The sequence below is a fragment of the Pandoraea pulmonicola genome (genome assembly GCF_000815105.2).
Lineage (GTDB): Bacteria > Pseudomonadota > Gammaproteobacteria > Burkholderiales > Burkholderiaceae > Pandoraea > Pandoraea pulmonicola.
In genome coordinates, this window is record NZ_CP010310.2 from 1,103,161 (window position 1) to 1,124,733 (window position 21,573).

The window sequence follows — 21,573 nt, forward strand, 5'->3', positions numbered from 1 at the left end:
TGCCGCAGGCCGCACATCCGTACCCCGAGGTCCGGCGCGCGCCGTCGCCGCGCCACCGACTCGCCCTGTTCGAAGCGACGAGACATCTGTGCTGCCACGTCGTCGCGATGCGAACCGGGACGCCCCGCGCGAGGCTGGCCTCGCCGAGCGGGATCAATGGAACCTGCGTGTGAGCGGGGCTCAACAGGTGATGTCTTACCTTGATCGTTTCGCTGCGCATCTCAAGGACCTGAAGGCGGTCATCAGTCGGCACCTCGTCACCGGCGGCGGAGAACGCCAGATTGCCGAGCGTATTGCCAGGACCGGCGCCGCATGGCAGCAACGTCACGCGGCCACGGGCGGACGCCTGAACGATTGGCTGGAAGTCGGCGAGCAGGACAGCGCTCGCCGTCGGTTTCGGATTCTCGGGCTGAGCCTGGACGACGCGAACCGGGAGCAAGCGGAAACGCTCACGTTTTACGCGGGAGGTGCCGGTGCGAGGCCGGTAGCCGTCCATCTGCCGGCAGGCTGCGATGTGCGAACGATGAGCGCTCAGATTTGCGGGGGCGTCGCTCGATTCGGTCTGGACGCCCAGCTGGAAGCACCGGGAAAGACGGTCTTCTCGGTCGACGAGGCACATTGGCCATCGCTTGCTCATACATTGCGCATCAAGGGAAGCGGCGTGCGTTTTCCTGACGCGGAGCCTCGCCCGGCGTCGCTCGAATCGGAGCCTTCCGCTGTCGCCATCTCCACATGGAAAACGGGCGATCGGGATGCGCTTCGTTCAACGCTCGCCTCGGTTGTCGCCGTGCTCGAAAGAGTCGAGCGAACGCGCGCACAGATTCGCACGGAGCTTGCGGAGGCACAGAGCGCCATTGCCCAACGGTCCGCGTCGCTCGATGCGCGACTTGCGCAGCGCAACAGCGAGGATATTGTCGGCATGATGCGTCCGACGAACGGCTACCATCAGGTCGCCAAGCTCGCCCCGGTGGTCATGGGCATCAGCAGCGGCCGCGTGCGAGCGTTGCTGAGATTGGGCTGAGCTGGTGCGCAATGGTGCGCAATGACGCGCTCGGCATGGACTCGGGCGCGCACCCCTCGTCGGAGGAGTGAAGTGCAGGCTCGCTCTGGCGTGGCCTTGGCATATCCGTGGGCATTCGCCAGAGCGTCCAGATGGAGAGCGCTCCAGCGATTAATGCATGGACGATGCGCCTCGTGCGAAATACGTTTCGCATAGTTCCGGCGCGTCATGGATGGACTCGGGGCAGACTGCGAGCCAGCGATTGTCGCCAAGCGGCAATTCGTAGACCTGGTCGCCCGGTTTTAGCTTGATCTCGAGGGCATCGATCAATGCCTTGGCGCTCACGCCGTTGGTGGAATGATAGGTGATCCCGTCGATGGTTTCGCCGTGCCTGAAAGTCAGTCTCGATGGTGACGCCAGCGTCTGCCAAGTCAGCACCATTGCGCATGGCAGAGCGATTGCGGCGAACCACCGCCCTCTCTTGCGAAACCAGCGGGAGGTTTTTGCCAGCGGGCCGGAATGGGGCGGGAGGTCAGTAGAGGGGCGGGTATTCGTTGTCTGTTCGGATACGTCAGGCGACGCCGGTTGACTGCTCGGGTACGGAGGCTCGGCTGCGGAGTCGGGGCATTCGCTGTCATTTTTCAGCGGCGTGGGAAGGCTCGAGGGAGCACGCGGTTCAGGCACGGGAGGTACCGTGGTGTCGATGGGCTTCATCGATCCCATGAAACGCAGACCTTGGCGAGGAAGTGTCTTGACCAGCGCACCGCTGATTCCGTGTTCCTCGAGGCGTTGACGCACCGCTCGCACAAGCTGGTGATAGCTGCTGTCGGTCACGACGACTCCCTTGCTTTCCCAGACGCGCTTCATTACTGCTGCTTTGGTCGCAATACCCTGCAACAGCATGAGCAACAACTCGGACTCGTTCGCGGTCAGGTGGACTTGAGTATCGGCATGCGTGAGTACCATCAAATGGCTGTCGAACATCACGCGGTCTTCTATTAGGTACTTTTTCACAGGCGATTCAGATGCGTGCACTGGAGTGGGCGGGTGGCGCGTCGTCCAGCGTTTCCAGATCGAAGGGGACTGTGCGTTGTCGCGCGACGAGGGGCGTACGGGGCGCTGCCTTGACTCCAACTTTCAGCGACATCGCTGCACCTATGGCGTAACGCGTACCGAATTATGTTGGCGCCCCATTGGCTTTGAAATCGGATTGCTCCTATTTTTTGTAGCCTTACGAAAGACGGGCAACAGCGCTGTCCAATGGCGGATGAGCCTGAATCTGGTGAGAGTCGCTAAGGGTTGGCTGCCAATATCAGTGGTGCGCGCGGGAATGTAAAAATCCAGTGAATCCGCCGGTCGCACCACATTTCATGGTGGATCTTTCTTCGTGTCATGCCATCTCCAGCGTTGCTTCGGCCGCTTTCGATGGCATGGTTTTGTCAGTCGCTCGACTTCACCACTGCTCTGCCAGAGGAGGGATAGGGTGGTGGGTCAGGATAGGGTGGCGGGTTAGGATAGGGTGGTGGGTCAGGATAGGGCGGCGGCGGGGGATGGGAGCGGGGGTCGTGGCCATCTGTGCCGGCAGCGAAGTCCAAGAGTTCCTCAATCAGGCGCAGCTGATCATATTTCGGGTCCGCCGATGAAGCAACCGCAGCTTCTGTTTCCTGAAAAATCGTCTTTGCAGCTTCACGCTTCTCATAATATGTGCTGCTATTACTCACCCAATTATCCGCCGCCTCGCGCAAAGAGGGGTTGCTATGCGCCTCACCAAGAAGCTTACTATAGCCAGTGGAAGGTTTTTCATCACTCTCGATTTTAACGTAAGGGAGTGAATAATTATTACGATTAATAGAAAGACTTTCAGCCATTATTTTCGTTCTCCTCGGACTTGCCAATACGCAACCATTTGGTTGCCACCCATTTGCTTCCCTTGATCACGGGAGATCCACCGTGAAACGTTCGCTTCGACCGATGCGTTTTCGGATCAGGGTGCGCAAAGAAAATGCCACTTCCTCGCCTGGGGTAAATCTCCAGAGGTGCCATGGGAAATACTGTTCCCCCGCCGCATTCCGGCTCCTTCAGGTATATGACGAGGGTCGCTATGCGCCGCTCAAGGGCGGAAAGGGCTTTGTGGCCCGCCACTAAGCCGCCAGCTAAAATTATCGCGCCTTCGAGTGCGGGCATATCGGAAGATTCTGATTCTTGGGAGCGGAGTTTTTCAAGCTTCGGAAGAGCGTTGTCCACCGGCGCATGAGTATGCTCCCGTCGAATTCCAGGAACTGGTTTCTAAAGGGAGCTAGGAGCCCGTTCGTCCTATCGAGGGCATGGAGCTCGGGACAGGGGGGGATACCCCCTGTGAAACTGAATCCGATCTAGTCGCTTGACGCCGGAATCGTGCCGGCTGTGATTTCTTATTCAAGAACTTATAACCTTCCGCTTTTAGACTTCCGTCCGGGTACAGGCATTTATAAAGCGCACGGAACGATACACTGAAAATTTCGGATAACCAGGGGTGTTTAGGTTCAATAGGCTTCCCACAGGCTTTTTTCTTCTCCACGAAATTGACGATTTCCCGAAGAACTTTTGGGGTGAGTGCATGCAGAGGTGGGTTTGCAATTTGGCGCAATAACCCATTGCCAAAAAAAGTCAGCTCGCCATAATCACTCATTGCTTTGGCAAGAGTCACGTGCATGACTGAGAATTGCATGGCTACATTTCTTAAGCCTCCGCTCTTCAGAAAATCGTCATGTTCCAACTGCTTCACGTACGCGGCTATCTCCGCTAGCACGACGGGTGTGAGTGGACGAATGGTATGCGATGCTTTTGCAACGACTTCTTTTGATAGGTGCTCCCATATATTATTTCGATCACCGTTCGCATATACCAAGCGTTGAAGCATGAAGGCCGATACGTCATACTCATTGGCTAGCGGTTCGAGCTCTTTACCGTATACCTTCCTGTCTTTCCCCAAGGCAAAGTTGTTCTTCCGGACCTCCATCGCCTTCTGAATCAGCTCCTCCGTGTACTTGTTGTGGATCCAAGGCCGTGCATGTTTATGTGGCAGAGTTTTTCCGCGCGGGCGGATAATTCGCGTGCTTGAAGATCCATCATTGGGTTGCGCATGGGCTGCCGTGGACGCGGGAGAGCCGCCGGGGTTCTGCACTTGCGCAGTTGGCCCCGAGTCGGGTTCGATGCCGAGGCAAGCCTCTACGTCGGATGCCGAGAGGAGCGGAAGATATTGTTGCGGCGCTGCGGAACTCTGTTGGGCTTGACCGCCGACATAGACAATATTGGCACCCCAATTCGCTGGAGGAGAATGGACCGCAGCGGTTGATTGGCCTGCCACCTGTGGCAGCACGGGCGCGTCGAACCCTGGGCCGGGATCGAAGCCGAGCGACGCCATCCACCTGGAATTCTGGGTGCTGTCGAACGGATAATCGACCACCGGTCGAAGGTTCTGGCTGCATACGCCGTCCAAGTCTGCCCACCATGCTTGGGTTGAACTGTCCGCACTAGTGTCTTGAACGCGCGAATATGGGTGGAAATAGGCCGAGGAGAGCTGCGCAGGAGTCTTCATGGTTCTGTTATTGCAAAGGACGTGAGCGATCCATATGGCGTGAATCGGGCTGCTGGCCTGAAGCGGTGCTTTGAACGTGGTAACGGGAAGATTCGCCCTCTATCGGGTATATCCAAGCGATGGAGCGGGGAACTGGTAGAACATCGAGGCGTACGCGTCGTTTAGCCAACCAGCCATGGCCAAAGTGTCAAGAGCGCTTCGTCACGGATGTGAGGACGTGCGTTGGACAAACCGAGTTTCTGGAGCGCCTGATTGCGCTGATTGCTCACGGTTTTAGCTGTCCGCTTTCTTCGCAATGCGATGCGCGGGTCGCTCCATCCGCGGAGATGGTACCTGAGCACCTCAAGTTGACATTTCGATAGCGTGTCCATGCGCGCGGCTAGCGAGGTGCATGCTGGACGGGCTTCGGCGTCCAATGACTCGTCAACCAGTTGGGTTTGGCCGGACAGCGTGGATCGCATTGCGGCGACGAGGCCGTGCGAGTTCACTTGGGATTTAAAAAACAGGTTAGCCACGCCCAGACGCCTCACATATCTGGCAAGGGGGCTTCCCGGTAGAAAATTCGCCAGAACAAAAATGTGAAGTTCTGGGTGCTCGCGACGGAGTTTGCCCAACAGATAGAGTCCGTCCGGAAGGGGATCCGATTCGAATTCATAAGAGCACACCAGCACGTTGACGTCCCCGCGCTTGATTGTCGGGCAGATGCGGTGAATTTCGGTGGCTTCACCCACGACGTGAAAGTCCTTGTGAAGTGCAAGTGCACCCGCTATTCCACTTATGGAAACAGGATGTGGGTCTGCGATCATCAGTCGCCATGGCGGAGGATTCGAATTCATGTCGGCACTCTGTAGTTTGTCAGGGCGCATATCGTCGTCGCCGAGTTGATGGAGCGTGTCTCCGATGTCTTTGGCCCGTCGCTCCCGCCGGCAGCTTGTTCAACTGGTCTTTTCGCCACGAGGCATCGGCGTGCTGACAAACCGCTCGTCACGATTCACCGCGCTAGCTACCAGGTGGGAGCACAGTTTCATCATGTCGATGTTGGAGTACCCAAGCACCATCGCGGCGCGCTCAATATTTTCGTAATCCGAATGATGCATTTCCACAATAATCGTCGGCACTGTATTCACCTCCTCTTGGTCCGCACCGAAATCCTCGTGCTTCGTTAGCTGTTGTTAAGGTGTGTCCTATTCTATGGAGAGAGCGAAAATTCTCTATCGGACGAGTCCTATTTGCAGGCGGGCGTGCAATATTCACTTAGTGAAAGAACGTCTGACACGTAGCCAGAGATAACGAGAGGTACCTGCGTCATGAAAAAAGAGAGGCTGGTATCGAACGTTCTCGTGAAAAACTGGCCTGGCGGTGTGAGAGCCGCGTGGCATTTCTCTGCATGGCGGGAAGGTCGCTGCGTTCTCGCCGATAGATCACCCGGCGCCCGAGTCAGCAATCAATATGGATTACCTCATCGGCCAACTGAATCAGACGAATCCGATTGTGGGCTCCAATGACCCATTCGGAGAATGAGCCCAGTCGCAGTTGGAGGAGGAGCTTCGCGCCCACGAGTGATTGCGCGCACGGTCCGGGCATGGCTTCGGTAGACACTCGTTTGCGTGATCGCCAGTTCGTCAAAGGGAAAAATGGCGGGGACGAGGCGGCCGGACTGCAATTCCGATAGAGCCGACGGGCGTTGCGAGTTTGACCATGCTCGATCGCGTGTTGAATGAGACGTCGCTGTTCCAGGCTCCGGCATTGGAAGGGACGTTTCATCTGGATAGACCAAATCTCGATTTTTGAAGAAAGATAGTGACGGGAAAAGTGGTCAATTTTTGAAAGTGTCGGAAATAAAATCGAGGAATCATTGGGGCGAAAGCGTCATGGGAATCTGTGACATGGCTAGTGGGAGGTCGAGATATGGAGGGGCGCGGCGGTGGGAGGGCGTAGTTTTTAGAGGGCGTATTCCAATGTAGTGCTACGCCGTGGCCGAGCGGTCCAAGTGGGGATGGCAGTACATCGTACGGAGGCGATGACGTTGAGGAGGGCTGGCGGGAGGAGATTGAACGCTACTGCGGTATGAGCGGAACCCGGAGGGATTTCGTTGAATTCATTCTTGCAGCGAAGAGCGCATACCCCGAAGCGAGGTCGAAGAGGAATCATCAAATAGCTTGGCGCTTCAGGCGAAATTTCTTACGTCTATCAAACCTAGCCGATCTTGTCTCTGCTAACGATCTTCACGAAAAAGTTCTGACTCGATTGATGGAGTCCGAGACGCCTGAAATCTATGCTGGCAGGATCTGCGGTCTAAGAAAGGCGATTGCATTGATATCGGATTATAAAAAAAGGATAGTTGATGTTGATGAATGAAGTGAATAAGGCGATGGCAGAGGCGGTGGAAGTATTAAATCTACCTGGTCCGAAATTGAATGACTCTCCATCGCATATTGATATTGATGGCCTTAGGATGAAGGTCGTCGCGCGATCGAACTATCCGGAAATAGTAGTTATCGAAAATATCCTGGATGATGATGAGTGCAGTTCATTGATTGCCATGGCTTCTCATCGACTGGAAAGATCCACAGTGTGCGATGAAAATTCCGGCGGACGTATTGATGAGAGGCGAACCAGTCACGGTGTCTTTTTATCTGCGGGCGACTGCGAGCTAGTGCGCAAGGTGGATGAGCGGATAGCGAAGTTGCTTAACTGGCCAATTAACCAGATGGAGGATCTTCAGATCCTGCGTTACGAAGTTGGCGAGCAGTACGAGCCTCACTACGATTTTCTTGGGGTTAACTCCCGTGAAGCGCTTTCCGCTCGTGGGCAGCGCATAGCGACCCTCGTCATATACCTGAAGGAGCCGGAATGCGGCGGGGGAACAGTATTTCCCATGGTGCCTCTGGAGATTTACCCCAGGCAAGGAAGTGGCATTTTCTTTGCGTACCCTGATCCGAAGACGCATCGGTCGAAGCGAACGTTTCATGGTGGATCCCCTGTGATCAAGGGAAGCAAATGGGTGGCAACCAAATGGTTGCGTATTGGAAAGTTCGAGGAATGATTGGGTGAGTTATAGCAGCACGGATTCTCAGAAGAATGATGCCGCAGGGACGATTTTGCGGGAAATAGAATCTGCGGTTGCTTCATCGGTGGAACACCGTCACGTGAGCGGGTGCGCTTGATTGTTGAACTCATGCGCCCCGCAGATGGCGGCTACTACGAAAATACGCCTCCCCCTCCTCTTCTCCCCGCTCGCTGAAGCATTGTAAATGGCTCCCCCTCCGGTCGATGGAGTCGCGCATCGGAGGGGCACCGGGATGCTTCTGGAATATGGATAGTCTCGTCACCTTACGTGACACCCTCCGCGCTCAATCGCCGGGCGAACTGGCGTTCGGGGACGCTTCAGTTGCTTGGCGTGAATACCTGGTGCATCGAGTGTTGAAGGCAGCCGTCCGGCTTGACCCACACGTCGATGTTCGGACATTCAGCGCGTGCGCATTGGTGCCAGGGCCGCACCAGGAACCGATCGATAAAAAGTGATTTCAAGCGCCCGCTAGCCGAACATATTTTCTCGGTTACTCCCCGCGTTAGCCGTTATGTGAAGTTCCGATATCAGGGCTTGGAGCCACGCGCCGTTCGTCTCGCCGGTGTAGGGGTATGCGGCAGGGCATTAACTGAGCGATGCCCATGGGTAGCGGAGCCAACTCTGGTTAATTTCTGTAATAACAACGATCTCCTGCACGCTAGTATGGTGAAAATAGCGTGCAGAGCATTGCGATCAGTGCCAGAACAATTTTTTGAATCTCTCTGGCGAAACGCAATACTCTCAAACGACTCGGGGACCTCAACCTGCTAAAAGGAGATCCAATTGCTTAAAGTTCAAAGTTTCGGCAGTACTACGATAGTGCGACCGCGAGCTACGACTCTTCCATCTCAAGAGATGGATAAAATAAAAATTGAAATCGACAGGCTAATAAAGGGGAAGCATGTGATGGTCTTTAGCGGGTTCTCGGGACTCGGTTACGAGGATCCTTCAAAGCTGAAGGAAGAAATAAAAGAAGAAATAGGACGAGCGGTGGAGTTATATGGGCCCGCGCGTTTGTGCGTGGCAGCTGGAGCAACCCGGGAAGGGATCGGCATAGCGTACGAAGTGGCCAAATCCAATTGGCCTGATATCGTCACGATCGGTGTTGTTTCGGCGCAGGCGCGAAGGTGGGGGGGCGAGTCGGAATACTGCGATCACGTAATTTATGTGGATGATCCCGGGGAAACTTGGGAGGTGCTTGATGAGAAAGGAAAGTCGTATATGGCTTACCTCGCACGCAACAACGAGAGCAATTCCAGTACGGGGGAGTTTCTGGCCTTCGGCGGAGGCAATGTAACGCTCAAAGAACTACTCGAAGTTAGCGTTTCGAATCCTAAATGGAAGGTTTTTGGGGATTTTTTTCCTGATCCCGATAAAGCTGCCGAGCGAGGGGGCAAGTCAACGGACGAAGTTTTGAATCCTGTCCGAGCGAAGTTGCTAGAAGACATTTCAAAATCAAAGGAAGCGCCACGGCACGAAGTTGTGATTCTTCCCCCCCCCAGAGTTAAGACGATTTTCAGTCTAGCGAGCTGTTTCAATGCCTGCAGCCCGCATCATGCGTCTGTCGCTCCATTTGTTGGGGCGACAGACAACCCCCGACACGATCTCTGTTGGACGGGACACCGCATATGAATATGCTGTCCACGTTATGGTCAAATTTCGCAATAGAGGGTGAGCATTGCGAGGGATACTGCGTACTGGTTCAACCGTATCAAGCGATCCACTGTACCAAATGGATCGTCATGCAACTGGAGTTCATATGTTGATTCAGACGAAAAGTCCCCTTCCTGGAAATTCAATTAACGGCATCGAGACACCGACGGCTTCGCCGGCCGGACAACTCAACGGCCGTCCTGTACTCGATGTCACGGGAAGAGAGAGTCACGGTGTCGCCAAATCGATCCTGGCGTGGTGCCGCTCGGTGCACCGTGAAGTTCTGCAGCCGATCTTTAACCGCGTATCGTCTTTTGTCGGGGAAGTGTCCGCAAGCATCCGCAAACTCTTCACCCCGGTCCTTACCCAGCAGGGTACAGCGACTGCAGGCACAGGCGTTTTGATCGCGCAACCGAAATTCAGCCCTGATTTCGCCGACAAATTTGGAAAAATATGCGATCGCCTGATTTTGGCAGCGAAAAATGGGGAGTTGGAGCCCGGTCTATTCCGCCAGCCGCCAGCGCTATTAATTAAAAACAAAATTATTGATGAAATAAACGATAATAATAAAAAACTTGATGATGGATATTCAAAAAGTGAATTGGCTTCGATTGTTAAATCGGTTGTTCTAGCATGTAAGCAGCCACAAATAAGTGATATTCTTTCCGCAGGTAATGGGTGTAAGGACCTTACTGAAATTCATGGGGATGTATTTAAGTTAATCGAAAATGAATCGGAAAGAAAGTGCGCATACCGTGCACTTGAGACATTATCTTCCATCTATGCTGCTGCAGAAGATGGGGTTGCCGACAATGGAGTGCTGAATAAAATTTCAGTGTCGAATGCATGTCTTATCTATTCGTTGGAAGAAGTCAATGATAAGAATTATGAATGTCTTCCCCGTGTTAATGAGATTTGTGGGGATATTCTTAAGGCTTGGGGAGATAAATTCACCGCACTCCGAGATCGGACGCCGGAAGATATGATCGAGACGACTCATCTGTAGGAATAGATACGCCCATGGCAACCCAGTTTGAAAAGGTGACGGTCGATCTTTGGCGCTCTCTCGGGCTTGATGTTCCGGAGCCCGTCGACGGCATATTGAGCCTCCAGGTATCGGAGCAGGTCATCCACGTGGTAGAGCAGCCTCAGGATAGTCTCGTTATGTTCGGCAGAATCGAACGGATGGCCGATCATGAAATCGATCAAGTTCTCCAGGCGAATCTATTTGTGGATGATCCGCTTCAACCTGTCGGCGCGCGATTAAGCTCAGACGGTAGTTGGGTGTTGTGGAACCGTCAATCGTTGGATCGTTGCGAGATAGCCAGCATGCAGCACCAGTTGGAAATGCTGAGTGCAAATCTCGAGCGGTTGAACCAGGGTTGACGTTGGTTACATAACTTCAGGGAGGGCGCCAACGGCCCGTTGGCGTTCCCTCCGTGCATTTTGTCTCATGCGGTTTGCACGTACGTATGCGAGACGTATCGAGGTAGCAATTCATCACCGTATCCACAGGAGAGAAGACATGGGTACAGTCACGCATCGCTGTGCGCCCAACTACGCAATAAACATTGATTTACAGCCTTCCTCCAAGGCGCCTCCTCAAAGTGGCAGCCCCATGGGTAACGCTATCACAGTGGTCCGTAGTGCAGCACGAAAGGAGCTGCAGTACACGGTCACGATCGAAAAAAACATTCCGCAAAATCAGGCACAGGAACCATTGGTCGGAGGGGCCGGCCGCACGTCGCAATCGGATCGGGATGAACCCACAGGGTCTCGCGATGCTATCAAGGTCGTGACGCATAGTCTGTCGGAGCACATCGTCCCTCAGCTTGAGCGCACCAAAAACTCGGTTAAGGAACTCATGGGGCGCTTTGCGAAGTCTGGCGAAGTACGCGGAGACTTATCGGCATACGTTGCGTCTCCACTCAAGACAGCTCTCACTTCCGTGGAGATAGCTCTCGCTTCCGTCAAGGGTCTGAAAGATCAACTTGAAAGATGGAGTGATGGACCCCGAGACGGCGATTCGACAAGTTCGCCCCGTCCAACCTCAACTCAAGGATTTGCCTCGCATACCGGGGCTAGCCACGCCTCGGTACCTTGTCCGCCCACACCGGAACCCCGTGGTGACAATATCCGCTCCACCCGTCGCCCCAACGCACAGTTGGGATCTTCTGTCGTGCGCCACTCCGATAAGGCTGGACATCAAACGTCACCACACTCACCGCCGAAAAAGGGGGACGTCGGAGCAATAGCGACCGAAGCTGCGACGTTCAAGGAAATCCCAAGCATATCGAAGCAGATTCCCGCGCCAGCCGTGTGGGGCACTCGCACGGCCACGTCGCATGAAATTGCCCCACTCAGTCGGCCCAAGGAGGGCCCGTCTGAACCTTCCGATGACGACCGCTCTGCACAGATGCTGGCGTATGCCGACCTAAACTCGATTTTCGAGGCATTCCTAGCAAGTGAAGGGAAGAAGATCATTCCGAATCCGGGGGAGGGCAACAATTGCGCGATCTACGCGCTACTTCAACCTCTGTATCCTGATCTTGAGATTGATGAGTTGGATAAAGAGGTGGCCCTACTGCGTGCGGAGTACGATGAGCTATATCCGAGCGACTCGACGAAAAGGTTGCATCTTGATGGCAGCTCTGGGAGCTCGATCGATGCGCTTATTGACATTGTCAATAAACGCTACGATAAGAATATTAGGGTCCAGGTGGTTTCCGCGGGCTTCTCTCCAGAATATCCATGCACAGAGTACGGGATATTCCCCAAGGACGAGAAAATCCTGAGGCCCGGGCGCCCAAGCCACGACCTTATCATCTACGATCAGCAAGGGCACTACGTAGCCGTGGTCGATCGTGAGTTAGTCGCACACCACGATGAACCGGGGTAAGAACCGCAGTCATAGGGATCGCGCCGCTCTGTTGAAGCGGCCTGATCCGGCTTGAGCGCCTGCCCACGACCCACTCTGATATTCCACCGCGTATCACTGATTCGGGCGCCTCGCTCTCAATTCGCGTTACGCCCTATCCAGTATTTCATTGCGTTTCATCTTCGGTCTCGTCGCCAGTCTCCTCGCCGGTCTCCTCTTCGTCATATTGCGCCCGTTGACTCTTCTCAATATCCAAAAACCACATCAAGATGTCGGCAATATCGTTAAGGCAGTCCTCGGAGACGAAGGAGTAGCGTCGGTGAGTTGCAAAGATCTTGCGTGCCAAGGGAATGTTCTGGACCACAGGGACATTCATTTTTTTCGCATGTCTTATGACGGCGAGGGCTCGCTCGTCGGTTTCCATCACCGAGATAAACGGCAGAGGCGCGATGTCCGGATTGATATACAGTCCAATGCCGATGTGGGTTGGATTGGCGACAATAAAGCTTGACTTTTCAACGTCCGCCAGCACTTCGCCGGACAACAGCTCCATGCCGAGGCGGCGTTGCGCTTGTTTGATCTCGGGCGATCCATTCTGCTCCTTGTTCTCACGCTTGACTTCCTCTCGCGTCATCTTCAACTCGCGAATGTACAGCTGATATTCAAGAAACGCGTCCGCCAGCACAATCGTCAGCGCGGCCAGGAGAAGTGTCAGAACCAGTGAAAAAACCAGATCAGCGAGAGTCGGTAACAGGCTGGAGGACGGGAGTCGTGCCAAGCTTAGAATTTCAGCGCGATGACTGTGCCAGAATAGACCCATCGCCAAGGCAAAAATTGACAAATATAAGCACGCCTTGACCGCATCTTTAACGTTTTTCAGATTGAAAATTTTCTTGAAGCCGGATACCGGGTTGATTGCCGAGAAATTCAACCGTATAGCCTCGCTGGCGAAGCGAAAGCGCGACATCAGGAGATTGGGTATCGCCGCCAGAACGATAACCAATAAGATAAAGCCGGAGATTGTGATGGCGAACAACTCCACGAAACGCTTCGTGTAATCGTCCAGAGGGATAACAAAACCATTCTCGGCGGCGAGGAACATGGTGTGAAACACTCCCGCTACGGAAATGCCGAAACGGATAAAGCACGCGCCGCCGAGCAGCATGATGAGTGTCACGAGATCCTGGCTACGCCAGGATTTTCCGCGCTTGCTTTCATCCTGCTTTTTTTTCTCGGATGGTTTTTCTGTCTTGGCGCTTGAACTCACAGGTCCCCCTGGAACAACGTGGGCAGCGACCAGTTGTCGAACCGGTTGTACAGGAACCTGGGCGCTTCACCACTGAAGTACAGCAACAGGATCAGGCAAGCGACCAGACTTTTGAGCGTCATTGCGACTGAAAAGGGATTCAGTTGCGGGGCGAAGCGAGACAGTACGCCCAGGGAAATCTCGACGAGCAACATCGCCGCCAGAGCGGGCATGGCCGCCGCGATGCCGGCGAGCAGTGCTTGTCCGAGCAACCTTGCCGTGCCGTACAGTGTGTTGGCATCGAATGTCAGCGCACTTTCTATGGGGATCTGCCGGTAGCTTGCCGCCAGCGTCTCGAGGAGATGTAGCAGGCCCCCGCCAAGTGCGAATGTCACCGTCCAGAGAAAGCCCATGAGCGTGGCCAATATTGACGCCTCGACGCCAGCCGCCGGATCGATCGCTTTCGCAATGGTCGCGCCGCGCTGGTTGTCCAGTATTTCTCCGCATGTCAATGCGGCAAAGTAAGGGGCGCCGAACATGAAGCCGAGAACGAGCCCTATGGTCGCCTCTTTGAGCACGGTGGACAGCAGGGGAATATCCGATAACGTTTGCGCTGTTGGCGCGAGAACCGGAAGCAGCGAGAGGGAGATCAGCGCTATCATCGCGCTGCGCAAGAGACCCGGCGCCAGTGCCTTTTCTCCGAATAGCGGGACGAACAACAGGGCGGGACCGATGCGTGCCAGCCCGAGAGCTACACACAGTACGGATTGCTCAAGGTGAGGTGACATCGTTTCCACCATGCTTCACCGGAGCGCCATCCGAAGGATATCGTCGCCAAAATTGAGAATGCGCGCGCCAAGCCAACCTGAAATCAGATACAGGCAAAGACACACCGAAAGCAGCTTGATGCCAAATGGGAGGCTTTGCTCTTGCAAATGAGTGACGGCCTGCACCAGTGCAACGCTGAGACCGACCAGCGTGGCGACGGCAATTGGGATAGCCGACAGGGCGACGATCAGGAATAGCGCCCTGTCCGCGGCATGTAGTAAATCGCTCATGAGTTTCGTTACTTCGCCAGGTCGATATACTGAAGAACCAGACCCTTGACCAGTTTTTCCCATCCGTCCAGAAGAACGAACAAAATCAACTTGATGGGGAGTGCTATCGTGACCGGACTCATCATCATCATGCCCAACGCCAGCAATATGTTCGATATGAGCATGTCGACGACCAGGAACGGCAAATAGATGTAGAAGCCGATCTTGAACGCACTTTTCAATTCGCTAAGGGCGTAGGCGGGGAGCAGAACGAGAAGCGGGGCCTGCTCGACGTAGTCGCTTTCCACGTCACGATGGGGGCGGGGGGATTCGACACCGGGCGGATGCTCCCGCAATTGTGCGTCCTGCAGCTCGCCAAAAAACTCAACCAGTTCCGGTTCGGCATACTTTGCCAGGTACTGACGGTATGCGCCCAGGCCATCATCGAGAAACGCGTGCATTGACGCCTGATTGGATAAATCGACGTTATGTTCGCTGTAGTACTGCTGCACCTGGTTGAATATCGGCATCATGACGAAAGCCGTCATGATGAGCGCGAGTCCATTCAGCGTAAGGTTGGACGGGACTTGCTGCAAGCCGATAGCGTTTCGCAGGAGCGAAAACACAATGGAAAACTTGATAAAGCAACTTCCTACCGCCAGAACAAACGGGAGGAGCGTGGCAAACGCAAGTGTTGCGATGAGGATGATGGGATTCTGCGTCATGATCCCGAGTCGCTGGATTCGTTCGTGGTTTTCATGATTTCGACGCCGAACGACTCCCCGATGCGAACCAATTCCCCCTGAGCGAGCCGGGCACCTCCCGCGATCACGTCGACCTGGGGAGAGAGAAGTTCCAGCGAGATAGTCATGCCAGGCTGCATTGCCGCAATGTCCGCCACGCGCATCGTGCGTTTGCGGAGCATGAAGGAAACCGTAATCGGCAAATCCTCCAGGGCAGGGCTTGCCATCGTTTCGACTTCGCCTTCGTTGTCGTGGTGGTCAGTGTCGCCACCGTTGTTGTCGAGTTCGTTGAGCATCAAGGACTCTCCGTCAAGATGAAATGAAAATAGTGAGATTTCGCCCGAGCGCAGTACCCCACCGCTTGGAGGAAGTCGCAATAGGTCACCACGCGAGAGACCGGAAACCGATGACGCAGGCAGCGTCACCGTTCCCAGAACCCATTGCACGTCGACCGGAAGGGCCGAAGGTAAAGACAGCGGGGCATGAAGCAACTTGGGCAGTGTTTCCAGGTACAGCTCGAATGGCCCGCCTTGAAAGAGTACTTTTGGCGTGGAGAAATCGTCTTCTCGCGCGAAACCGGAAACGCCCCGCCACAGAAATGCTTCTGACAGGGACGGCAGACCTTGTTCGGAAAACGCATCGATAACAAGCTGTTCGACAATGTCACGATCGATATGCTCGGCAGGAATCGACGCGTCTCCCAGCCAGAAATCAATGAGTTGCTGTAGCGGGGCAAACGCGCGATAGACTTGATTGCCGCACTCGCCTTCCAGCGAGACATAGTCGGTACCCGCGGCGAGTCGCGCTGCGGTTGTGCCTGCCAAGCGAGACGCCAGAATCGAATTTCGCATCTCGCTCGTGGCGAGATCGAGCTGACGCAGTTTCAGATCCCGATTCATTGCTCTCCCTCTTCGACCGGTACCTGTGGTTTTCCGTGTCGCTCGCGTTCCTCTTCGTTCGGGGAAACGACGGGAGCGGATGGGGAGGCGAGCATAATTGGCAGTGCAGAGGACTTTCTCGCCGCGTCTGCCGATTTCTTGTCCATGCCGGCGCGGAGGGCTTTGTGCACACGTGAATCCGAAGGCGTAGCCAGGATGGGCCGTCCAAGTTGCGATCCATCGAGATTGAGCTTCACCGAGGCGCTAGCCCCCCAGGAGGTAAAGCGATAGGTGATCTCGTAGGTTTCGCTGCGATTTGCCGATTCGCTGGGCGCGGTTTCCTCCGCGGCTTGCGAAGAATTTCTGACCTGGTGCCGCACCATGCGACTCTGCGGGCGCTGCTCCGGCACGTCGTGCTTTGAAGGCAGCGACGGGGGGGCAAACGACGGCATGGGCGCTCGGGGCGTGACAACAGGCGCGCGCACTTTTTCATCGTCCGAGCGTCCGTTATCCGCAGCTTCTCCCCGATTGCCGCCGTGATGGTGTGGTCCTTGGTCGCCATCGCGCGCTATCTCGGGCAGTTGTCCATCGCGCACGGCAGGGACTTCAGGCTGAGGCTCGGCGTCGGCGATCTGGGATGCGCGCCCGAGCGGTCGCCGAACAGTGGTTTGACCCAGTGAGCGGACGCGCGCAGGCTTGGCGCCCCCGTGGGACGTCTTTTCCTGGAAGCGTTCGTGCCGCGAAGACTCGCTGCTCTTTGACGATGCGACTTCGACCCGCGAACCCGGCTTGAACCCGCCAGGAACCTGTTGAGACGAGTTGGTGTTCGAGCCGTCAAAGGCTGAGGGCGTCATCCGGGGAGCAGCCGTATCATCATTGGGTGGGGCACCTGCTGTGCCGCCGGGCGCAACTTCGACGCGAGGCTCCGACACTGTTCGGTGAAGAACGACGTCGACGGACATCGGTAGTGCGTCAGGCACTTTCCAATCGTCATCGTCGTCGTCCTTATCGAGGGGAATGGGGGATCCCGCATAGAACCGAAAAACGAACTCACCGGTACCGGCGTCGGTGTCAGCCGGCGATAATTGTGCGAGATCACGGAGCGAGCCCTCGGATAACTGTGCCGCTGCCGCCTGCACACGTTCGGTGAGCGACGGCGCCGAAGCTGCGTCCCCAAGGATGGAGTCGCTGCACTCCGGAGAGCCGGCCTTCTCAAACTTCATACTGGGATACCTCCGGTACCATCGATTTCTTCTTGAAGATGCATATGTATTTTTTCCTCTCTTTGCCAAAGGCGGGAGACGTGTTCCAACTTGTCGCGGTCGCGCCGGGCGGCCGCGACCGCGGCTTGAGCGAGCGACGCTTCTTTCGCCGCAATTTCTATGTTCGAGTCCAGCTGGACCCGTGCGAGCGAAAGGTCGACGCGCTGAATCTCCAGCATGCTGGCACGGCGTCTAAGCGAAAATAAGCCTTCTCTGTCCGTTATTCCGCGGTGTTTTTCAAATAGCGATTCCCTTTCACGGTCCAACTGGGCAATATCGCGTTCAGTGTCTTCCAGGCGTTGTTTCAACGCTTGAACATTGGACCGGGCGAGATTCAACTCGTTAAGTGCGCTACGTATGCGTATTTGACCGAGTCCGTGTAGACCCTTCAGTTGGGTATGCTTATCGCGTGAGTACATGCAAGCCCTCTATCGTGCTGTCGAAAGCGGCATAGTCGTCGATGTCCTGCCTTAACCATGCGTCGATACCCGGTCTTGCCTCCAATAGGGCATCGACCTCCGAATCTTTCCCTGGTTGGTACTCGCCAAGATCGAGCGCCAGCTGAAGATCCGATAGTTTGGCCAATTTTCCGCGTAACTCCGAAGCCGCTGAGCGATGCTGAAGTTCGACAATCTGAGCCATTACACGGCTTGTGCTTTTCAGCGCGTCGATCGCGGGGAAATGGCCTCGCTCGGCCAGCTTGCGAGAGAGATAGATGTGTCCGTCAAGAATCGAGCGGACTTCCTCGCCAATGGGATCCCCCAGGTCTTCGTCCTCCAGCAATACGGTATAGAACGCCGTAATCGACCCGTGATCGAGCACGCCAGGCCGCTCAAGCAGGGCAGGAAGCGCATCGAAGACCGATGCGGGAAAACCCCGTCGGGCGGGTGGTTCGCCCGCGGACAACGCGATGTCCCGCAACGCGCGCGCGTAGCGAGTGATCGAGTCGACGATCAGCAGTACGTTGAGGCCGCTGTCGCGATAGCGCTCGGCGATCGCCGTAGCCAAATGCGCGGCGTTTCGCCGCTCCGCGGGAGGACGGTCCGAGGTGCTGCACACGAGAATCGTCTGATCTCTCTTGTCCTGCGGGATCCCGTGCGCGATGAATTCACTGGCTTCACGACCGCGCTCGCCGACCAGGCCGACGACATAAACGTCGGCCTTTGCATGGGCGATCAGCATTGACATCAACGTCGTTTTCCCGCCGCCCGCGCCGGCAAAAATCCCCACGCGTTGTCCGACGCCGCACGTGAGAAGTCCGTCGATGGCGCGCACGCCGGTTTCAAAGACTTGGCTGACACTGCGGCGGCGTGCCAGCGCGGGAGGCGTTGCATCGAGATTCAGCGTACTGGACTGCCCCAACCGATGGCGCGGCGGCGCCAGTCTTGCGATAACGCGTCCCTCGCTGTCGATTGCGGTACCCAGCGCGTCGTCATCCAACTGTGGACTTGCCCCCCGCCCCGACGGGACGATCCAGGCGTCGCGAGGAATACCCTGGGTATTTCCCAGGATGCTCAGGATGGCGTCCTGGTGGCTGAATCCAATGGTCTGCGCCTGACAAAGTCGTGTTTCGGGATGATGCGGATCCAGCACGACATCGCATCGCTCGCCGATAAACGTTCGACGCAGCGGGGCGTGAATGACTGAACCATGGAGTTTGGACAATTGGGCGCTATGACGTATCCATGATGAGCAGAGATGCCGACTCATGCGCGGATCGCCTCGCACAGAAGCCGGGTTCGCTCGTAGAATCCATCGATCGACTGGGAGAATCCCTCGCCATCTTTCAGGTACTGGTCTGCGATGACCGCCGTCAAGTGAAGGTCTCCGCCGTCTTCCAGCAAGGAAATCGTATGATGGCGCGCCCACGGTGCTTTCGGCGCCACGGTGTCGAGAATCAGCGTGGTTGGGCAATCCCGAAGACTTGCCATGTACTCGGAGAGGCAGCAGGAAAGCACAACCGCGTCGTCAACGGCTTCGATGCGAATTGTCGGTACCTCCACGAAGTTGAGCTCTACCGCGGCATGCGGGTCGAGCTCTTCGTCCAGCTTTTCCATACAGCCGGCATGGGCGAGTGCTTCTTTGACGAGCGAGATAAGGTCGATGTTCATTGTGTTGCCTCTATATGGTGTGGATGAGGTTGATACGCGATTGATCGGTGATCTCCGCGTAGGAAAGTACGTCGAGCTGCGGGTATCGCGGTTCGATGACGCGCTTGACAAAACGCCGGGTATCGGCCGACGTCAGGAGCACGATGTCGTCAAACGAAAGGTAGATTCCCTTCAGACGTGCAGCGATTTGATCGAGAAGAGATTGTGCGTCTTCCGGTGGCAGATTGACGAATGCGCCATTGGCGGTTTGCTGTACCGAGCGACGCACCCGCTCCTCATGTTCCGAAGAGAGAACCAGCACATTCAAGCGACGACCTCGACTGAACTTGTCGGTGATGTATCGTCCCAGCGTGCTGCGCACGTGCTCGCATAGCATGATGTTGTCTCTCTCCTTCGGCGCCCACTGCGCAATTGCCTCGAGGATTCCCTTGAGATTCCTGATGGAGATTCGCTCGAGCACGAGCCGCTGCAGCACATTCGCAATACGCTGTACGGGGGCATTGCGAAGGCATTCCTTGACCAGTTCGGGATACTTGCCTTCCAACTGATCCAGCAGGTTCTTGGCTTCCTGAATGCCGAAAATTTCTCCAATATGGCGAGCGACGACAACGGAGAAGCACTCGACCAGCTCTTCGGCATCGGAGCGGGTATAAAAGGACGGCACTTCCTTTTGGCGTTCGCGCTCGGCAGCCTCCTCCGCGATCCAGTACGACGCGTCTTTTCCATCGGAGAGATCGATGAGCTCGGTGCCGCACGCGAGCAGCACGTCCGCGCCGTCCGTGACCTTGTGCTTTCCGAAGCTCAAGCGGATTTCGCCGGCGGCAATTTCATTGACAAGAATCAGGGCGCTATGCGGTGCAAGCGCTGAGCTTTCTCTAATCTCGACCTCGGGGATCTTGACGCCGAACTGCGTGAACACTTCGTGCTCGAGTTTCACGGCAAGATTGATACGCGAAGCCCATGCTTTCTGGCCGACCGGCAGAAGAAGGGCCAGCGCAACTGCCTCGGGCATGACGTCTCCAACCCCCTTTTGCTTGTCTTCGCCGGCGCTTGCTCCTTTCGTTCGTGACTCGGTGGCGCCCGAACCGGCCGAATCGGATTCGTCGGCGGACGCCGAGCCCGCGGTACTCAGCGCCCTGCGCAACCCGCCTTTTCGCGCCACGAAAATGCCGGCGAGGCCTGCCGCGATAAGCACGAATATCGCCAACGGAAATCCGGGAAGAAAGCCTGCGCCCAGGGAGAGTGCCGCCGCGGTCAGCAACACTTCGTTCTTCGCACCGAGTTGCTTCAGCATCGTGGTGCCCAGATTTTCGTCGTCGGCGTTAACGCGCGTGACGATAAAACCGGTGGCGATGGAAATGAGCAGCGCCGGGATCTGGGCAACCAGGCCGTCACCGACGGTCAATAGGGTATAGGTCTCCAGCGCCTGGCTGAAGCTGTCGCCATTGCGCATCACGCCGACTGCAATGCCACCCAGAAAATTCACGAAGATGATCAGAATGCCGGCCAATGCGTCGCCCTTGACGAACTTGACCGCGCCATCGAGCGAACCATAGAGCTGACTCTCCTTCTCCAGGAGACGTCGCTGATTTCTCGCCTGTTCCCCATTGATGACGTTGGCCTTCAGGTCGGCATCGATGCTCATTTGTTTGCCGGGCAAGCCGTCGAGCGAAAAACGTGCACATACTTCGGCAACACGCTCGGACCCTTTCGTAATGACCATGAACTGCACGAGCGTCACAATGGCGAAGATCGTCATACCGATGACGAGATCGCCAGCGATAACGAAATTGCCGAAGCTCGCCACAATGGCACCCGCGTCGCCTTCGAGGAGAATCATGCGACTGGTCGTGATCGACAGCGCGAGCCGGAACACGGTTGTCACGAGCAGCAACGCGGGAAACGATGAAAACGAGACAATCGACTGAATGTGAAAGGAGCCGACGAAGATCAGCGCGGCGGTGACCATGTTGACGGCGATCAGCGCGTCGATGAGCCACGTGGGCAGCGGGATGATCAGCATCGAGATGATGGCTGTCATCAAGACCAACACAAGCAGCTCAGGACGCATCAAGCGTGTAGCAATCAGGTTCATAAGGAACGGGTTAAAGCAGGGCT

21 protein-coding genes and 1 pseudogene are annotated in these 21,573 nt (G+C 55.9%); 6 read left to right on the forward strand and 16 right to left on the reverse strand.

Features of this window, described 5'->3' with window-relative positions:
* Positions 1 to 88: 88 nt before the first annotated feature.
* Positions 89 to 1,021 carry a hypothetical protein gene (locus RO07_RS04995; RefSeq protein ID WP_039408595.1) on the forward strand — a complete coding sequence of 311 codons (933 nt, stop codon included), beginning with the start codon at positions 89 to 91 and terminating at the stop codon, positions 1,019 to 1,021.
* Positions 1,022 to 1,171: 150 nt separating this feature from the next.
* Here the strand turns inward: RO07_RS04995 and RO07_RS05000 are convergent, their stop codons facing one another.
* The 6 genes and pseudogenes from RO07_RS05000 to RO07_RS25740 form a co-directional block, all read right to left on the reverse strand.
* Positions 1,172 to 1,984 (reverse strand): winged helix-turn-helix domain-containing protein, encoded by an 813-nt coding sequence (locus RO07_RS05000; protein WP_084072441.1) that lies wholly within the window; start codon positions 1,982 to 1,984, stop codon positions 1,172 to 1,174.
* Positions 1,985 to 2,439: 455 nt separating this feature from the next.
* On the reverse strand, positions 2,440 to 2,868 hold the full coding sequence (locus tag RO07_RS26410; protein ID WP_176582424.1) for a hypothetical protein: 429 nt from the start codon (positions 2,866 to 2,868) through the stop codon (positions 2,440 to 2,442).
* Positions 2,861 to 3,109: pseudogene (locus RO07_RS26870) on the reverse strand (2OG-Fe(II) oxygenase); the annotation flags it as partial. The gene RO07_RS26410 and the pseudogene RO07_RS26870, both read right to left, overlap by 8 nt.
* Positions 3,110 to 3,296: 187 nt before the next feature.
* On the reverse strand, positions 3,297 to 4,577 hold the full coding sequence (locus tag RO07_RS25730) for a hypothetical protein (protein ID WP_147284555.1): 1,281 nt from the start codon (positions 4,575 to 4,577) through the stop codon (positions 3,297 to 3,299).
* 161 nt (positions 4,578 to 4,738) lie between these two features.
* Complete coding sequence (locus RO07_RS25735) at positions 4,739 to 5,308, reverse strand: helix-turn-helix transcriptional regulator (protein ID WP_160118070.1); 570 nt, start codon at positions 5,306 to 5,308, stop codon at positions 4,739 to 4,741.
* Between the two features lie 204 nt (positions 5,309 to 5,512).
* Positions 5,513 to 5,695: a hypothetical protein gene (locus tag RO07_RS25740; protein WP_039408599.1), complete on the reverse strand. Its 183-nt coding sequence runs from the start codon at positions 5,693 to 5,695 to the stop codon at positions 5,513 to 5,515.
* Between the two features lie 1,226 nt (positions 5,696 to 6,921).
* Here RO07_RS25740 and RO07_RS25450 point away from each other — a divergent pair.
* The 5 genes from RO07_RS25450 (at position 6,922) to RO07_RS25755 (ending at position 12,199) form a co-directional block, all read left to right on the forward strand.
* The gene (locus RO07_RS25450; protein WP_115088915.1) at positions 6,922 to 7,623 is read left to right on the forward strand and encodes a 2OG-Fe(II) oxygenase; all 702 of its coding nucleotides are present in this window, start codon (positions 6,922 to 6,924) and stop codon (positions 7,621 to 7,623) included.
* 807 nt (positions 7,624 to 8,430) lie between these two features.
* Positions 8,431 to 9,279, forward strand: a complete 849-nt coding sequence (locus tag RO07_RS25745) for a hypothetical protein (protein WP_147284554.1) — start codon at positions 8,431 to 8,433, stop codon at positions 9,277 to 9,279.
* Between the two features lie 127 nt (positions 9,280 to 9,406).
* Positions 9,407 to 10,306 (forward strand): hypothetical protein, encoded by a 900-nt coding sequence (locus tag RO07_RS25750; RefSeq protein WP_147284553.1) that lies wholly within the window; start codon positions 9,407 to 9,409, stop codon positions 10,304 to 10,306.
* Between the two features lie 14 nt (positions 10,307 to 10,320).
* On the forward strand, positions 10,321 to 10,686 hold the full coding sequence (locus tag RO07_RS05025; protein WP_039408601.1) for a CesT family type III secretion system chaperone: 366 nt from the start codon (positions 10,321 to 10,323) through the stop codon (positions 10,684 to 10,686).
* Positions 10,687 to 10,825: 139 nt separating this feature from the next.
* A complete protein-coding gene (locus RO07_RS25755; RefSeq protein ID WP_147284552.1) occupies positions 10,826 to 12,199 on the forward strand; it encodes a hypothetical protein in 1,374 nt (457 codons plus the stop codon).
* 145 nt (positions 12,200 to 12,344) lie between these two features.
* Here the strand turns inward: RO07_RS25755 and RO07_RS05035 are convergent, their stop codons facing one another.
* From RO07_RS05035 to RO07_RS05080, 10 genes are read right to left on the reverse strand one after another with little or no spacing between them, the layout of a single operon-like run.
* Positions 12,345 to 13,445 carry an EscU/YscU/HrcU family type III secretion system export apparatus switch protein gene (locus RO07_RS05035; RefSeq protein WP_039408604.1) on the reverse strand — a complete coding sequence of 367 codons (1,101 nt, stop codon included), beginning with the start codon at positions 13,443 to 13,445 and terminating at the stop codon, positions 12,345 to 12,347.
* Entirely contained in the window at positions 13,442 to 14,224 is a 783-nt protein-coding gene (gene sctT / locus RO07_RS05040; RefSeq protein ID WP_039408606.1) for a type III secretion system export apparatus subunit SctT, read from the reverse strand. Before sctT ends, RO07_RS05035 begins: the two co-directional genes overlap by 4 nt.
* 3 nt (positions 14,225 to 14,227) lie before the next feature.
* A complete protein-coding gene (sctS, locus tag RO07_RS05045; RefSeq protein WP_039408608.1) occupies positions 14,228 to 14,482 on the reverse strand; it encodes a type III secretion system export apparatus subunit SctS in 255 nt (84 codons plus the stop codon).
* A gap of 8 nt (positions 14,483 to 14,490) precedes the next feature.
* The gene (locus tag RO07_RS05050; RefSeq protein WP_039408610.1) at positions 14,491 to 15,186 is read right to left on the reverse strand and encodes an EscR/YscR/HrcR family type III secretion system export apparatus protein; all 696 of its coding nucleotides are present in this window, start codon (positions 15,184 to 15,186) and stop codon (positions 14,491 to 14,493) included.
* The gene (locus RO07_RS05055; RefSeq protein WP_039408611.1) at positions 15,183 to 16,103 is read right to left on the reverse strand and encodes a FliM/FliN family flagellar motor switch protein; all 921 of its coding nucleotides are present in this window, start codon (positions 16,101 to 16,103) and stop codon (positions 15,183 to 15,185) included. Before RO07_RS05055 ends, RO07_RS05050 begins: the two co-directional genes overlap by 4 nt.
* Complete coding sequence (locus tag RO07_RS05060; RefSeq protein WP_039408612.1) at positions 16,100 to 17,305, reverse strand: SpaN/EivJ family type III secretion system needle length determinant; 1,206 nt, start codon at positions 17,303 to 17,305, stop codon at positions 16,100 to 16,102. The genes RO07_RS05055 and RO07_RS05060 overlap by 4 nt, the downstream gene beginning before the upstream one ends.
* Positions 17,302 to 17,763, reverse strand: a complete 462-nt coding sequence (locus tag RO07_RS05065) for a hypothetical protein (RefSeq protein WP_039408613.1) — start codon at positions 17,761 to 17,763, stop codon at positions 17,302 to 17,304. Before RO07_RS05065 ends, RO07_RS05060 begins: the two co-directional genes overlap by 4 nt.
* Positions 17,747 to 19,054, reverse strand: a complete 1,308-nt coding sequence (locus tag RO07_RS05070) for a FliI/YscN family ATPase (RefSeq protein WP_052267034.1) — start codon at positions 19,052 to 19,054, stop codon at positions 17,747 to 17,749. Before RO07_RS05070 ends, RO07_RS05065 begins: the two co-directional genes overlap by 17 nt.
* The gene (locus RO07_RS05075; RefSeq protein WP_039408614.1) at positions 19,051 to 19,455 is read right to left on the reverse strand and encodes an InvB/SpaK family type III secretion system chaperone; all 405 of its coding nucleotides are present in this window, start codon (positions 19,453 to 19,455) and stop codon (positions 19,051 to 19,053) included. The genes RO07_RS05070 and RO07_RS05075 overlap by 4 nt, the downstream gene beginning before the upstream one ends.
* A gap of 10 nt (positions 19,456 to 19,465) precedes the next feature.
* Positions 19,466 to 21,550 carry an EscV/YscV/HrcV family type III secretion system export apparatus protein gene (locus RO07_RS05080; protein WP_039408615.1) on the reverse strand — a complete coding sequence of 695 codons (2,085 nt, stop codon included), beginning with the start codon at positions 21,548 to 21,550 and terminating at the stop codon, positions 19,466 to 19,468.
* Positions 21,551 to 21,573 lie beyond the last annotated feature (23 nt).

Bases quoted from the DNA above. Each gene is read 5' to 3' on its own strand.
- RO07_RS05000 (WP_084072441.1), bottom strand. From the start codon at position 1,984: ATGTTCGACAGCCATTTGATGGTACTCACGCATGCCGATACTCAAGTC.
- RO07_RS26410 (WP_176582424.1), bottom strand. From the start codon at position 2,868: ATGGCTGAAAGTCTTTCTATTAATCGTAATAATTATTCACTCCCTTAC.
- RO07_RS25730 (WP_147284555.1), bottom strand. From the start codon at position 4,577: ATGAAGACTCCTGCGCAGCTCTCCTCGGCCTATTTCCACCCATATTCG.
- RO07_RS25450 (WP_115088915.1), top strand. From the start codon at position 6,922: ATGTTGATGAATGAAGTGAATAAGGCGATGGCAGAGGCGGTGGAAGTA.
- RO07_RS25750 (WP_147284553.1), top strand. From the start codon at position 9,407: ATGTTGATTCAGACGAAAAGTCCCCTTCCTGGAAATTCAATTAACGGC.
- RO07_RS05025 (WP_039408601.1), top strand. From the start codon at position 10,321: ATGGCAACCCAGTTTGAAAAGGTGACGGTCGATCTTTGGCGCTCTCTC.
- RO07_RS25755 (WP_147284552.1), top strand. From the start codon at position 10,826: ATGGGTACAGTCACGCATCGCTGTGCGCCCAACTACGCAATAAACATT.
- sctT (WP_039408606.1), bottom strand. From the start codon at position 14,224: ATGGTGGAAACGATGTCACCTCACCTTGAGCAATCCGTACTGTGTGTA.
- sctS (WP_039408608.1), bottom strand. From the start codon at position 14,482: ATGAGCGATTTACTACATGCCGCGGACAGGGCGCTATTCCTGATCGTC.
- RO07_RS05050 (WP_039408610.1), bottom strand. From the start codon at position 15,186: ATGACGCAGAATCCCATCATCCTCATCGCAACACTTGCGTTTGCCACG.
- RO07_RS05055 (WP_039408611.1), bottom strand. From the start codon at position 16,103: ATGAATCGGGATCTGAAACTGCGTCAGCTCGATCTCGCCACGAGCGAG.
- RO07_RS05060 (WP_039408612.1), bottom strand. From the start codon at position 17,305: ATGAAGTTTGAGAAGGCCGGCTCTCCGGAGTGCAGCGACTCCATCCTT.
- RO07_RS05065 (WP_039408613.1), bottom strand. From the start codon at position 17,763: ATGTACTCACGCGATAAGCATACCCAACTGAAGGGTCTACACGGACTC.
- RO07_RS05070 (WP_052267034.1), bottom strand. From the start codon at position 19,054: ATGAGTCGGCATCTCTGCTCATCATGGATACGTCATAGCGCCCAATTG.
- RO07_RS05075 (WP_039408614.1), bottom strand. From the start codon at position 19,455: ATGAACATCGACCTTATCTCGCTCGTCAAAGAAGCACTCGCCCATGCC.
- RO07_RS05080 (WP_039408615.1), bottom strand. From the start codon at position 21,550: ATGAACCTGATTGCTACACGCTTGATGCGTCCTGAGCTGCTTGTGTTG.